Source organism: Natronospira proteinivora (genome assembly GCF_024170465.1).
Lineage (GTDB): Bacteria > Pseudomonadota > Gammaproteobacteria > Natronospirales > Natronospiraceae > Natronospira > Natronospira proteinivora.
The window spans coordinates 712,968-726,226 of the sequence record NZ_JALJYF010000001.1 but is presented as its reverse complement, the minus strand read 5'-3'; the positions used below and the strand labels follow the sequence as shown (position 1 = coordinate 726,226).

General features: G+C 60.0%; 11 protein-coding genes. 6 read left to right on the top strand and 5 right to left on the bottom strand.

Annotated features, from left to right (window positions below; translation table 11 throughout):
* Positions 1–134: 134 nt before the first annotated feature.
* Positions 135–2,417 (bottom strand): CHASE2 domain-containing protein, encoded by a 2,283-nt coding sequence (locus J2T60_RS03460; protein ID WP_253445470.1) that lies wholly within the window; start codon positions 2,415–2,417, stop codon positions 135–137.
* Between the two features lie 300 nt (positions 2,418–2,717).
* On the opposite strand from J2T60_RS03460, the gene gspC reads away from it, so the two are divergent.
* From gspC to J2T60_RS03435, 5 genes are all read left to right on the top strand, one after another.
* The gene (gene gspC / locus J2T60_RS03455) at positions 2,718–3,641 is read left to right on the top strand and encodes a type II secretion system protein GspC (RefSeq protein WP_253445467.1); all 924 of its coding nucleotides are present in this window, start codon (positions 2,718–2,720) and stop codon (positions 3,639–3,641) included.
* Between the two features lie 52 nt (positions 3,642–3,693).
* On the top strand, positions 3,694–5,745 hold the full coding sequence (gene gspD / locus J2T60_RS03450) for a type II secretion system secretin GspD (protein WP_253445464.1): 2,052 nt from the start codon (positions 3,694–3,696) through the stop codon (positions 5,743–5,745).
* Positions 5,732–7,315 (top strand): type II secretion system ATPase GspE, encoded by a 1,584-nt coding sequence (gspE, locus tag J2T60_RS03445; protein WP_374728465.1) that lies wholly within the window; start codon positions 5,732–5,734, stop codon positions 7,313–7,315. Before gspD ends, gspE begins: the two co-directional genes overlap by 14 nt.
* Positions 7,315–8,553, top strand: coding sequence for a type II secretion system inner membrane protein GspF (gene gspF / locus J2T60_RS03440; RefSeq protein ID WP_253445462.1), 1,239 nt, complete (start codon positions 7,315–7,317; stop codon positions 8,551–8,553). Before gspE ends, gspF begins: the two co-directional genes overlap by 1 nt.
* A gap of 112 nt (positions 8,554–8,665) precedes the next feature.
* Positions 8,666–9,490, top strand: coding sequence for a bifunctional nuclease domain-containing protein (locus J2T60_RS03435; protein ID WP_253445460.1), 825 nt, complete (start codon positions 8,666–8,668; stop codon positions 9,488–9,490).
* A gap of 12 nt (positions 9,491–9,502) precedes the next feature.
* Here the strand turns inward: J2T60_RS03435 and J2T60_RS03430 are convergent, their stop codons facing one another.
* From J2T60_RS03430 to J2T60_RS03415, 4 genes are all read right to left on the bottom strand, one after another.
* A complete protein-coding gene (locus tag J2T60_RS03430) occupies positions 9,503–10,471 on the bottom strand; it encodes a beta-ketoacyl-ACP synthase III (RefSeq protein WP_253447592.1) in 969 nt (322 codons plus the stop codon).
* Positions 10,468–11,496, bottom strand: a complete 1,029-nt coding sequence (gene plsX, locus J2T60_RS03425) for a phosphate acyltransferase PlsX (RefSeq protein WP_253445459.1) — start codon at positions 11,494–11,496, stop codon at positions 10,468–10,470. Before plsX ends, J2T60_RS03430 begins: the two co-directional genes overlap by 4 nt.
* A gap of 118 nt (positions 11,497–11,614) precedes the next feature.
* Positions 11,615–11,821, bottom strand: coding sequence for a 50S ribosomal protein L32 (gene rpmF, locus J2T60_RS03420; protein WP_253445457.1), 207 nt, complete (start codon positions 11,819–11,821; stop codon positions 11,615–11,617).
* A 101-nt stretch (positions 11,822–11,922) separates the two neighbouring features.
* Positions 11,923–12,495 (bottom strand): YceD family protein, encoded by a 573-nt coding sequence (locus J2T60_RS03415; protein WP_253445455.1) that lies wholly within the window; start codon positions 12,493–12,495, stop codon positions 11,923–11,925.
* A gap of 162 nt (positions 12,496–12,657) precedes the next feature.
* Here J2T60_RS03415 and J2T60_RS03410 point away from each other — a divergent pair, with 162 nt between their 5' ends.
* Positions 12,658–13,251 (top strand): Maf family protein, encoded by a 594-nt coding sequence (locus tag J2T60_RS03410; protein ID WP_253445453.1) that lies wholly within the window; start codon positions 12,658–12,660, stop codon positions 13,249–13,251.
* Positions 13,252–13,259 lie beyond the last annotated feature (8 nt).

Below are 13,259 nucleotides of genomic sequence, written 5' to 3'. Positions count from 1 at the left end.
CCCCCTATTTTAGCCCATTCAGCGCTTGCTCCGAACCCCTTTGGCAGGATCGACCTGATTCCGGGGCTGGCCAATTCCTGTCCTTTCCGAAGGGGCGCGGGGCCTCTCACCCGGATTTGTCCTCTCCGCCCCAGCTATAGACCATTTTCCCGCCGGCTTTCTCCCCGGCCCGCGATTTCCTGCTCCGTTTCCGCTTTCTCTCCACTTTGGGCGGTGTCTTGGCCCCGGAGTTCCCCCAGCAACCAGCGGTATAGGCGGTGCCTGAGCGGATCGTCCACCAACAGGGTCTCGACCAGCATCTCCACTTCCCAGTCACGACCAGCCCGCAAGGCATCCAGGGCCTTTTCAAAACGCTCGGCCCGATGCTGCTCCTGCTGACTAAGCTGGTCCGGCAATCCCAGCGGCTCATAGAGCGTGACGGGGCCTTCACGACCACGCACGGCCACCGGCCCCAACTCCATGAAGCGCACCTCGGGAACGGCATTGCGCGTGAATTGGCTGGCAATGATGCCCACCCCATACTGACGAGTCAGGCCTTCCAGGCGGGATCCCAGGTTCACCGCATCGCCCATGACGGTGTACGCCATGCGAAACTCGGAGCCCATATTCCCCACGCTCATGTGACCGGTGTTAATGCCGATGCCCAGCCGCAGATGGGGCCAGCCACGCTCACCGAACTGTCGGTTCAAACGGACCATTTCCCGCTGCATATCCAGTGCGGCCAGCACCGCTCGCCGGGCATGATCAGGCGCATCCAGTGGTGCCCCCCAAAAGGCCATCACCGAGTCACCCATGTACTTGTCGATGGTCCCCCGGTGATTCTGGATAACCCGGGTCATACCGGTGAGAAACTCGTTCATCAGTCGAGTCAGCTCACGGGGCGCCAGGGCCTCGGCAATCCCGGAGAAGCCGTGAATATCTGAAAACAGCACGGTCATGTGCCGGCTTTCGCCTTCCAGACTTGCATTCTGGGGACGCTCGGAGAGCTCATCCACCAGCTCCCGCGGCACGTACTGGCCGAATACCGTGGAAAGTTGACTACGTGTCCTGGCTTCGATGATCTGACTGTAGAGAAGATGCAGTACGAACAAGCTGACGATGAATAAGGCCACCGAAGCATAGGGAAGCACCAGTGACATCGTGACCCAGGCCCCGACATTGAGGGCGCTGTAAATCATCAGTATCAGCAAGGTGGCGCCCGCGGCCCACCAACCACCCAAATAGAAGAATACCGCAGTCAGAATTGCCGCTACCAGCAACAGCGTCGTCAATTCGGCAAGCACGGGATTCTGCGCCTGGTGCAAAACCCGGCCCTCAAGCAGACCGGAAAGAATATTCGCTTGAACCTCCACGCTGGGCATGGCCTGGGCGACGGGGGTCGCGTAGACCTGCGTCAGACGGGAAGCCCAGGCACCCACCAGAACGATTCGATCCTCCAGCAGATCTTCCGGGGCACTCTCATTGAGCACTTCCGCTGCCGACAAGTAGGAAAAACTAAAGCGAGGTCCTCGAAACGGGACATTCACTGCCGCTTGGCGATCCATGGGGACCCAATTTTCGCCCAAGCCCAGACCATGGCCCGAGAACAAGCCAGAGCCACCGCCGTGCTCGAAATCAAGCGTCCGAGGCTTGCCCCCTTTCTCCGTCCAGGCCATCTGTAAAGCAAAGGACGGGTAAATCTCACCGCGATGGGCCCGAAACAACGGCACTCGCCGATAATGACCGTCCCGGTCCAACAACACATTATCGGTAAAACCACTGGGCGCGGCATCGGCCACCACGGGCAGATTGGCAGTAAAACTCAGCGATTCCTCAGGCGCCAGACCCTGGGGCAGATCCTCCCAGCGCATGACCGATTCCGGCAACACGCCCACCGAGCGGGCATCACTGGCATCCCGGAAGATCATGGCTGTGGTAACCGGACGCCCCCGGAGCACCTCCGCCAAGCGTTCATCCGGGGTTTGCTCCTGCTCCAGTTGCTCTCCAGACTCAAGCCATCCCCCAAGTGCCCGCCATTGACCGTGCGTCCGGCCACCGGCAGAGGAAACCCGGCGACCGTCCTGGGGCTCGGCAAAAACAATATCCAGCCCCACGCTACGCACGCCGTAGCGATCAAAAAGACGATCCACCAAGGTCCCGATCCGCTCTCTCGGCCAGGGCCAGCGTCCCTCCTGGGCAAGGCTGGGCTCATCCACACCGACGATGACGATTCGTTCATCCACGGAAAAGGGCATGGTGGCGCGGAGCCGGCTGTCATAGGCCAGGTTCTCCAGATGGGAAATGGCCCCAATGGGCAGCAGCCCCGAAACATGGGCGGAAAACAGGCCCAGCAGGGTTGCCGAAATCAGCACCCGCCAGCGCAGCTCCCGTTTGTCCCGCCGGCGCGTGCCACGGCGGTACTCCCCTGCCTCTGTCATTTCGCGTAAGCGCCCTTTGTCATTCCCAGCCCCGCTGTGCCTATGACGTCCAAAAATGGAGAATGGGGCGAACAACTCTACACCAAGGATGAGGTTTTGCCCCATACTAGACCACCGGCAACCGCGATAAAGTCGCGCCCGCGGCCCAAATCCGCTGGCGCCCGATAGGCGCTGCCGTGGAATCCAACAGGCTCAGGGGAGACAAATGCTTGAGCCTGTGGTCTTATTATCCGTATGATGCATCGCTTGGGACCATTTCCAACGGGGGGAAAGGTCGCCGCAGCTTAGGCGACAGCAAACATGGCTTTTCGACTCGCCAATATCGCGCAGTGGCGCAATCCGGACCAGGAGCAGCTTCAACGGCTGGGCCGACGGCTCCCCGTGTTCGTTTCCCTTCTCCTGGTCATCGCCATTGCCTATGCCCTGGCGGATACCACCTGGAAGCTGATCCCCCTGAATGACGAGGCCGCCGACGCCGCCCCGCCCGCCCAATCACCGGCGAACGCCAATGGAGAGGGTCGGGGTGTCGCGGATCTGGACCAGTTGCTGGCCCAGTCCGTATTCGGGGACCCGGACCCTGAGGATGATCCAACCCAGGAGCTGGACCTGGCAGAAGTGGATGCCCCGGAAACCCAACTGAACCTGGAACTGCGGGGGGTACTGGCCACCGAGATCCCGGAAATGGCGCGAGCCATCATCGCCTCTGACACAGACGATGATGAAAGCTACAGTGTTGGTGACAGTATCGGCTCAGGGGCCTCGGTACGGGCCATATACCGGGACCGGGTCATTCTGGAGCGCGGCGGTGAACTGGAAACCCTTCGCCTGCCACGGGACGATGACGAGGGCTTGACTCTGAGCCAACGCGCCAATGGGGACGGGGGCGACCAGGACGACCGCGAGGTTACCGTGCCGGATGAGGTGGCCGATCTACGCTCGGCCATTCAAGAAGACCCTGAACGCATTACCGATGTTATTCGCCCGACTCCCCATCATGTGGACGGAGAAATGGTGGGCTTTCGTATTTTTCCCGGCAGCATGCGGGAGGCTTTTCAGGCCATGGACTTGAGAGCTGGAGATATCGTCACTGCGGTCGATGGCCAGAATCTGGATTCTCCCGCAGCAGGCATGCAATTAATGAATGACCTGCAAGATGCCTCATCGGTAGAACTGACCATTCAGCGAGGTGGCCGGGAAATACAGGTCACTATCTCCCTGGACTAATGAATGCTGCGGCACCGAACCAGGATACTGATTTTCGACATTGGACATACCCATGACTGACAAGGCGACATTCCATTGTTCATCGTTTTCCGCTCGTAGTCTAGGCGTGGCATTACTCCTGCTGTTGAGCATGTCTCTCGCTTGGGCCGAAGAGGTCACCCTCAACTACAAGGAAGCGGATATCCGGGAGGTGGCCAATTCCATTTCCGAGGTCACGGGTCGCAACTTCATCGTTGACCCCCGGGTGAAGGGACGAATTACCGTCACCTCGTCACGAGCGATTCCCCCGGAAGCGGTCTACGATACTTTCCTGTCCATTCTTCAGGTACATGGCTTCGCCGCCATGGAAAGCGGCAATACCGTCAAGATCGTCCCTTCCTCCGATGCCCGCCAGATGCCGGGTGGAGAACTGAGCCTGTCCGACGGCGAGTTCAGTGACGAGATCGAGACCCGGGTCATCGAGCTCGAACATGTGCCGGCAGCTCAGCTGGTCCCCATTCTCCGACCACTGGTACCCCAGCATTCACACTTGGCGGCTGTCAATGTGTCCAATATGATTGTGATCGCGGACCGGCGCGCCAATATTGAAAGGGTTCGTCAGCTGATTAACCGCATTGACCGAGCCAAGGACGATGAAATCGAGGTCATCCGTCTGGAACACGCCTCCGCCAATGAAGTGGTTCGGGTCCTGAGCTCCATGGAACGTCGGGACCGGGGTGATGGCAGTGCCCCGCTGAGCCTGGTGGCGGATGAACGCAGCAACAGCGTGTTGCTGGGGGGGGCCAGCTCGGACCGCCTGCGCATGCGGGCCCTGATTTCCCATCTCGACACCCCCATGGAGGAAGGCGGAAACTCCAAGGTCCATTACCTGCATTACTCCGATGCCACCACCATGGCAGATGTCTTGCGCAGCCATGTGGAGGATGGGGCCAGCGAACGGGATGAGGACCGCGTCAGCATCGTCGCCGATGAAGGCACCAACTCCCTGGTCCTCACCGCACCGCCGCGACAGATGCGGGAAATCACCTCGGTGATCGAAAAGCTGGATATCCGCCGGGCTCAGGTACTGGTGGAAGCCATCATCGTGGAAGTCAGTGAAGACCGGACCGGTGAGTTGGGCGTGACCTGGGCAGCCATGGATGAGGATGGTTCCAATCCCTTCGGCCTGACCCGCTTCCCCCAGTCCGGTGCCGATATCGGCACCATCGGTGGCGCGGCTGCCGCCGGGGCCTCTGAGCAGGCCCTCCAGTCCATGGGTGACGGGCTGGTCTTTGGCCTGGGCCGCACCCGTGCCGGCGGCCTGGACTTCGCCGCCTTGTTTCGAGCCCTGGCGGGTGATTCCAAGACCAATATCCTCTCCACCCCGACACTGCTCACTATGGACAATGAAGAGGCGGAAATCACCGTTGGTCAGCAGGTCCCCTTCCTGACCGGTAGCTACTCCAATGTGGGTGGTGGCGGCCAACGGGGTGACCAGCGCGATGGACAGCAGCCTGGCGGTGGAGCTGGCATGGTCAACCCCTTCCAGACCATTCAACGGGAAGACGTAGGCATTACCCTCAAGATCACACCAAGAATCAACGAAGGGGATGCCGTATTTCTGGATATCGAACAGGAAGTCTCCAGCATTGCCGGTGGCGTCAGTGGTGCGGCCGACCTGATCACCAACCGCCGTGCCATCAACACCCGAGTGATTGTGGAAGATGGTGAAGTCATCGTGTTGGGCGGCCTGATCGACGAACAACTCCGGGAACAGGAGCAGCGCGTCCCGATCCTGGGCAGCATCCCGGTACTGGGCAACCTCTTCAAGAGTACCAGCACCGACTCGGAGAAACGTAATCTCATGGTCTTTCTCAAGCCCATGATTTTGCGGGGGCCGGACGATGCCCGACACTACACCGAGGCCAAATACACCCGCATGCGCGATCTCCAGGAAGGGGATACGGACCGGGTGCCTCGGGTTCACGGTGTTGAACGGCCCCGGCTGGAACCCCTGGAACAGTTCCGCCGCACCCCCCACCATGATGATGAGGGACGCACCCGTGGACGCGCCCCCCATCTCGACCTGGAAGATGAGGACGAAGCCGGCAATGGCGAGCAGTAACCCATTAAACGAGGAAACCGATCGCCTGGCCAGCCAATTCGAGGGTGGTGAGGCATCGGTTTCAGGCAGTGATGACGGCGAAATGATGAGTGAGGCAGACGACCATCGTCGCCTGCCCTTTGCCTTTGCCCGCCGCCACGGGGTATTGCTTGGTGAAACGCTGGATGACGGCCGTACCGAGCTGATCTGCCGGCCTAATTTGAGCCCGGCTTCCCTGGCTGAAGTGCGCCGCTTCGCGGGTGTTGGCCTGGCCCTGCGCAAGGTCTCGGGAGAGGAATTCGACCAGATCCTTCAGCAAGCCTACGAAGACGCCAACTCGGCCACCCAGATGATGGAGGGCCTGGAAGACGACGTGGACCTTAACAGCGTCGCCCTGTCCCTACCGGAACCCGAGGATCTATTGGAGGCGGATGATGATGCCCCTATCATCCGCCTGATCAACGCACTACTCACCGAAGCGGTCAAGGAAAGCGCCTCGGATATTCACATTGAACCCTTCGAAAACCGCCTGGTTGTCCGATTCCGGGTGGACGGGGTTCTGCGTGAGGCACTCACCTCAAAACGGGCGGTGGCACCCCTTCTGGTATCCCGGGTCAAGGTGATGGCCAAGCTGGACATTGCCGAGAAACGGATTCCCCAGGATGGCCGAATCTCCCTGCGGGTGGCTGGTCGCGCCGTGGATGTGCGTGTGTCCACCCTGCCCTCCGGACACGGGGAGCGAGTGGTGCTGCGCTTGCTGGACAAGCAGGCAGGCCGGCTGAACCTGGACCACCTGGGCATGGAATCCAAGGCCCAGGCATTGATGGACGAGCTCATCCACAAACCCCATGGGATTATCCTGGTTACCGGGCCCACCGGCTCGGGTAAAACCACAACCCTCTACGCCAGTCTTACCCGGCTCAACGAGACCAGTCGAAACATCATGACGGTGGAGGATCCCATTGAGTATTACCTGGATGGTATTGGCCAGACCCAGGTGAGTACCAAGGTGGACATGACCTTTGCCCGTGGACTTCGCGCCATTCTGCGTCAGGATCCGGATGTAGTGATGGTAGGTGAGATTCGTGACCTTGAAACCGCCGAGATTGCGGTCCAGGCCAGTCTTACCGGTCACCTGGTACTCTCCACCCTGCACACCAATACCGCGGTCGGTGCAGTGGCCAGGCTTCGGGACATGGGTGTGGAACCCTTTCTGCTCTCATCTTCCTTGCTGGGTCTCGCGGCCCAACGCCTGGTGCGAAAGCTCTGCCCCGAGTGCAAAACCGGTTACCAGCCGGAACAGCGGGAACGGGAGATGCTGGGCTTTCCGGCCAACGAGCCCCTGACACTTTACAAACCCCAGGGCTGTGAAGCCTGCAACCATGCCGGCTACCGTGGCCGGATGGGTATCTATGAGCTGGTACCCGTCGATGATCGCATGCGTACCATGATCCATGACGGCAGCGCCGAGCAAGACCTGGAAGCCTACGCCCGCAAGCTGAGCCCCAGCATTCGGGATGACGGTCGTCGCAAGATTCTGGCCGGGGAAACCACCATCGAAGAAGTTGTTCGGGTAACACGGGAAGACTGATGGGCGCCTTTGAATACACCGCGCTTGACCCCCAGGGCAAACAGAAAAAAGGTGTGCTGGAAGGCGATACCGCCCGCCATATCCGCCAACAGCTGCGAGAACAGCGCCTGACTCCTCTGGATGTGGCGGAGGTGGCCGGCGGTAAGCCCAAAGGCCGCGATGGCAAATCGCAATACACGCGGCCGGCGGTTCGATTCGGACGGGGCATCAACGCCGGGGACCTGGCCCTGCTGACCCGGCAGCTGGCCACATTGATTCGCTCCGGCCTGCCCCTGGAAGAAGCCGTCAGCGCGGTGGCCGAGCAATCGGAAAAACCTCGGGTCAAGAGTATCCTCATGGCCGTCCGATCTCGCGTCATGGAAGGCCATAGCCTGGCGGATGGTTTGGCCGAATTCCCCCAGGCTTTTCCTGAAATCTACCGTTCCACGGTGGCTGCGGGGGAACAGTCCGGTCACCTGGACAGTGTTCTTGGGCGGCTGGCGGAATATACCGAGAGCCGCCAGAAACTGCACCAGAAATTGTCCCAGGCCATGGTCTACCCCATTGTACTCACCGTGGTCGCAGCACTGATCGTGGTGGGCCTCCTGGTTCATGTGGTGCCCCAGGTGGTTGAGGTCTTCGAAGACACCGGACAGGAACTACCCCAGCTCACCCAGATCATGATCAACAGCAGTGACTTTCTCCAGGAGAACGGTATCTGGCTGATTCTCATACTGGGGGCGGCTTACTACATTGGTCAGCGGATCCTTCAACGGGAAGGACCAAAACGAAAATACCACCGTTTCCTGCTGACCCTGCCGCTGATCGGTCGTATCACCCGCGGCTTCAACACCGCCCGATTCGCCCGCACCTTGAGCATTCTCGCCGGCAGTGGTGTCCCAGTGCTGGATTCCATGCGCATTTCCGGCGAGGTAGTCAGCAATCTACCCATGCGCGATGCCATCGCCGAAGCCACCAACCGAGTCAGGGAGGGGGCTCCCATTGGCCGCTCCCTGCAGGCCAGTCGCCTGTTCCCACCCATGACCATCCACTTGATACGCAGTGGCGAAACCTCGGGGGAACTGGAGGAGATGCTGGAACGGGCCGCCAGTAACCAGGAATGGGAAATGGAATCCCTGACTAGCACCCTTATGTCGCTGCTTCAGCCCATTCTGATCATGGTAATGGCCGTGATTGTGCTGATGATTGTCCTGGCCCTGATGATGCCCATTCTGGATCTCAATCGCATGGTCGCCTGACAGCGTCCAACCCGGCATCGCGGCTGGCCGCGCTTTCATCCAGACCACCCGCAGGCGTACACTTAGGGTCACGAGCATTTTGGCTCTTCCCTGAATACCGGAGGTTCAGCCCATGCGACCTGCCCTGCTCGCCCTGCTCACCCTTAGTCTGGCCGGGCTCCTCGTGTTCGGACATGCTGCCTCGGAAGAGGACGATGAGCTGGTGACCGTGGAGTTATCCACCGTTGGCCTGGACCGACAGTCCGGAACCCCCGTGGCCCTACTGCGGGAGCCGGAATCCGGAGAGGTGGTCCCCATCTTCATTGGCGTGGTGGAAGCCCAGGCCATTCTTCAAGGCCTGCACGAGGTGGATGCACCACGCCCCATGACCCATGATCTCTTGGCCAACACCATCCAATCCCTGGATGCCCAACTGGAGGCCCTCCAGGTCCACGATCTGAGAAACGGCACCTATCATGGGCGGCTCTTGCTATCCCGGTCGGGGGAAGACAACATCCGGGTGGACAGCCGCCCCAGCGACGGGCTGGCACTGGCTGTGCGAACGGGGTCGCGCATCGAAGTCACGCGCAAGATTCTACGAGCCGATCTGGACTTCGATTTCGAAGCTCCGGAAGGCTCACAGGATGTGGTACGGGCCGCCGGCATTACCGTCGTCGCGGCTGACAGCGAATTGCGCCAGGAACTGGAACTGCCGGAAGACGAAGGCATGCTGGTGAGTCGTGTGGAAGGGGCTGCGGCCGACCAGGGGATCCAACCTGGTGACCTCATTCTGGCGGTGGATGAGGTCAGGCCGGATAGCCCACTGGCCTTTCTGGATGCGATCCGGGCAGCCGGTGATTCGGCCACTTTAACCATCTGGCGGGATGGTGCGGAGCTGGAGATAACCGTGCCCACGGATATCCCGGCTACCCGGGAGCGAGAACAGGAACGTTTGTAAGGGTCGCCGCTGTTAGTAACGAATCAGCGCCGACCCCCAGGTGAAACCGCCCCCGAAAGCTTCCAGCAGGAGAGTCTGGCCCCGTTTGACCCGGCCATCCCGAATCGCTACATCCAAGGCCATGGGAACGGAGGCCGCCGAGGTATTGCCGTGATCCTGCACGGTCAGAATGACCCGCTCCATGGGCATTTTGAGCTTCTTGGCCGTGGCTTCGATGATACGCAGATTGGCTTGATGGGGGATCAGCCAGTCAATGTCATCAGTGGTCATGCCGTTGGATTCCAGCGTCTCCCTGGCAATCCGACCCAGGGTTGTGATAGCCACCCGGAACACTTCATTGCCCTTCATCTGAACGAAATCCTTGCCGGATTTCAGGTCATTGAAGCCTTTGGAAACCCCAGAAGGGAAATACAGGAGATCCTTGTAACCGCCATCGGCATGGATATGGGTGGAGACAATGCCTGCTTCATCACTGGCTTCCAGCACCACGGCACCGGCCCCGTCACCGAACAGCACACAGGTAGAACGATCCGTCCAGTCAACAAAACGTGAGAGGGTTTCCGCCCCCACCACCAGTACCCGCTTAGCGGCACCCGTCCGGATGAACTTGTCCGCCACGCTCATGCCGTAAATAAAACCGCTACAGGCCGCTTCCAGTCCAATCGCGGGAACCCCGCGATTGCCAAGACGCTCCTGTAGCAGGCAGGCCACGTTGGGAAAAATCTGATCGGGGGTTGTGGTCCCCACGATAATCATGTCGATATCATCGGGGGTGACGCTGGCCGCCTCCATGGCTTTTCGCGAGGCGTGCTCACAAAGATCACAGGTGGTTTCGTCATCCGCCGCAATATGCCGGCGTTCGATACCCGTCCTGTCCCGAATCCATTGGTCATTGGTCTCCACCATCTTTTCCAGATCAAAGTTAGTGAGGACCTTTTCGGGGAGGTAACGGCCCGTGCCGGCTATGCGTGAATACATCAGACGCCCTGCCTCTCTTTTTCTTCATTCGCCAGAAGCCGGCTGATTCGAGCCGGCACATCCTTCTCCACTTCCAGTGCGGCAATACGGATGGCATTCTCATAAGCCACCACGTCGGCACCACCATGACTCTTGATCACGATGCCCTGGAGCCCCACCAGACTGGCCCCATTATAACGCCGCGGATCTGTTCGTCGACGCAAGGCCTTCAAGACCGGCATGGCGATCAGTCCTAAAAGCTTGGTAAACAGATTGCGACTGAATTCTTCCCGGATATAGGCACCGATCATCTTTGCCACCCCTTCCATGGTCTTGAGCGACACATTACCAACAAAACCATCGCTCACCACCACATCCACATCGCCGGAGAAGATGTCATTGCCTTCCACATAACCAATGTAGTTGAGGCTGCTCTCACCCAGCAACTGGGAGGCATCTCGAACGGTTTCCGTGCCCTTGATTTCCTCTTCGCCGATATTCAGCAAACCTACCCGGGGTGAATCCATGTCGTGTACGGCGTTGGCCAGTGCAGACCCCATGACGGCGAACTGCACAAGGTGCTCCGCCGTACAGTCGGCATTGGCCCCCAAGTCCAGCATATGGGTGTGCCCACCCTTGGCCGGAATGGGACAGATGATGGCGGGACGATCAATCCCCGGCAGGGTTTTGAGAACAAAACGGGCGGTTGCCATCAGCGCGCCGGTGTTGCCGGCACTGACACAGGCCTGGGCCTCTCCTTGCTTGACCAGGTTGATGGCCACCCGCATGGAAGAGTCTTTCTTGCCCCGGAGGGCTTGGGACGGCAATTCGTCCATGCCCACCACTTGGCTGGCATGGTGAACACGAATACGGTCGCCAATGGCGGGCTCCACATCCGAAAGATGTTCAGCCAAAAGCTGCTCATCTCCCACCAGGATGAGATCGATATCATCCCGCTTTTTGAGGATGGACAGCGCGGCCGGCACCACAACGCCTGCGCCGTGGTCACCTCCCATGCTGTCCAGTGCCAGTGTTACCCGACCGCTCATGCCTTAAACTCCAGCCGCCACCCAAAGGGCGACGCAAAGCTCGATCCGGAAAAAGCCGGCCGCGGACCCGGTATCAGGCCGCGGCCGGTGCATACTTCCAGGGAGATGACGGGGATACTCAGTCCTCGTCTTCGTCCAGATCGATCTCATCCACCGGCGTGGCAACCAGCTTGCGCCCCCGATAATAGCCATCCGGGCTCACATGATGGCGACGATGGCTTTCCCCCGTGGTGGGGTCCACGGAGACAGTGGGGTTCTTGAGGCTGTCATGGGCGCGGCGCATGCCACGCTTGGACGGTGTTTTACGATGTTTTTGAACGGCCATGGTTATGCTCCAAATTCAGGCTACTGAATGCTTTAAGTTGAAAATCCGTCCACTGGATTTCCCTCGAAAACCCTTGCCGGCCGGCACTATTGCCATTCCGGCTAACGGCGCCTTCCCTTCTCCCCCTTCAGTCCGGCAAGGACCTGAAAGGGACGTTGTTTGGGCGCTTGATCGGATACCGTGGGGGCATCCACTGCTTCGTCCACAAAGAGACGATCATCACGGGCCAAGGACCCGCACTCCTGCACATCGGGGTGACGCGCCACTTGGGGCATCACCACCAACAACTCATCTTCCGCCACCGTGGCCAGCTTGATCAGCCGGCGTTCCCGGAAAAGCGGATCCTTTTCCACCGGCAAGGCCTCTGCTGCCGCCTCCGAGTCCACAATGACCAGGGAGAACGAGGTGGTCAGGGATAGCCACACCGGCTCAAGGCAGCGCTGACATTCCATGGGAATGCGGGTGCTGACTTCCCCCTCCAGGGTCAGACGGGCCATTTCATCCCGCCCGAAGCGGAAATGGCACTCGGCCTCAAGGGCGCGCGCAGCCTCACCGGAACTCCCCAGCAGGGCCTTGACGCGGGGCAGCTGGTCCATCGACAGACGTCCGACAAGGGACTCCCCTGCCGCTGCCAGCTGTTCCGGATCCACCGGTTCGATCAGGCTTTCCGACATAAACGCTCAATCCTACGCTAATCAAGCCTAGCTGTCAAAAGCAGGGCTGCGGCAACTTGTTGTTTTTGCTGCACTCATCACCCTGGCCGCTGCTTGCCCTAAGCGCTAGAATTGTCCGGACTTTTTCACCCGGGCTCAAGACCCATTACCTTGGATTACAGCATGACTGCAGCCACCACCATCATACTCGCATCCCGCTCGCCTTACCGAGCCGAATTGCTGCAACGGTTGATCCCAAGTTTCAGCCAGCGGCCTGCCGATGTGGATGAATCCCTCTTGAGCGGTGAAAGACCCGAGGACTATGTGGACCGCCTCAGTCACCGCAAGGCCGAGGCAATAGCCCACCATGAGTCCCATCCCTGCCTGGTCATCGGTTCCGACCAGGCCGCGGTGCTGGATGGAGAGATTCTGGGCAAGCCCGGCAGTCTGAAGCGGGGCATTGAGATGCTGAGTCGTGCCGCCGGCCGGGAGGTCACCTTTTACACTGGCCTGCATATGCTGGATACCGTTTCCGGACAGTCCTTCAATTATCGTGACCTCACCCGCGTCCACTTTCGGGATTTTTCGGCCGAAACAGCCAAGCGTTACCTGCAACGCGAGCCGGCACTGGACTGTGCCGGCGGCTTTCGTTGCGAAGGGTTGGGAATCAACCTATTTGAAGCCATCGATAACCAGGATCCCACGGCCTTGATCGGCTTGCCCCTGATTGCGGTGGCCCGGGGGCTGCGCAGCCTGGGCTTCGACCCCCTCCAATGATCACGCAG

Coding starts and splice junctions, on each gene's coding strand:
- J2T60_RS03460 (WP_253445470.1), bottom strand. CDS start 2,417: ATGACAGAGGCAGGGGAGTACCGCCGTGGCACGCGCCGGCGGGACAAA.
- gspC (WP_253445467.1), top strand. CDS start 2,718: ATGGCTTTTCGACTCGCCAATATCGCGCAGTGGCGCAATCCGGACCAG.
- gspD (WP_253445464.1), top strand. CDS start 3,694: ATGACTGACAAGGCGACATTCCATTGTTCATCGTTTTCCGCTCGTAGT.
- gspE (WP_374728465.1), top strand. CDS start 5,732: ATGGCGAGCAGTAACCCATTAAACGAGGAAACCGATCGCCTGGCCAGC.
- gspF (WP_253445462.1), top strand. CDS start 7,315: ATGGGCGCCTTTGAATACACCGCGCTTGACCCCCAGGGCAAACAGAAA.
- J2T60_RS03435 (WP_253445460.1), top strand. CDS start 8,666: ATGCGACCTGCCCTGCTCGCCCTGCTCACCCTTAGTCTGGCCGGGCTC.
- plsX (WP_253445459.1), bottom strand. CDS start 11,496: ATGAGCGGTCGGGTAACACTGGCACTGGACAGCATGGGAGGTGACCAC.
- rpmF (WP_253445457.1), bottom strand. CDS start 11,821: ATGGCCGTTCAAAAACATCGTAAAACACCGTCCAAGCGTGGCATGCGC.
- J2T60_RS03415 (WP_253445455.1), bottom strand. CDS start 12,495: ATGTCGGAAAGCCTGATCGAACCGGTGGATCCGGAACAGCTGGCAGCG.
- J2T60_RS03410 (WP_253445453.1), top strand. CDS start 12,658: ATGACTGCAGCCACCACCATCATACTCGCATCCCGCTCGCCTTACCGA.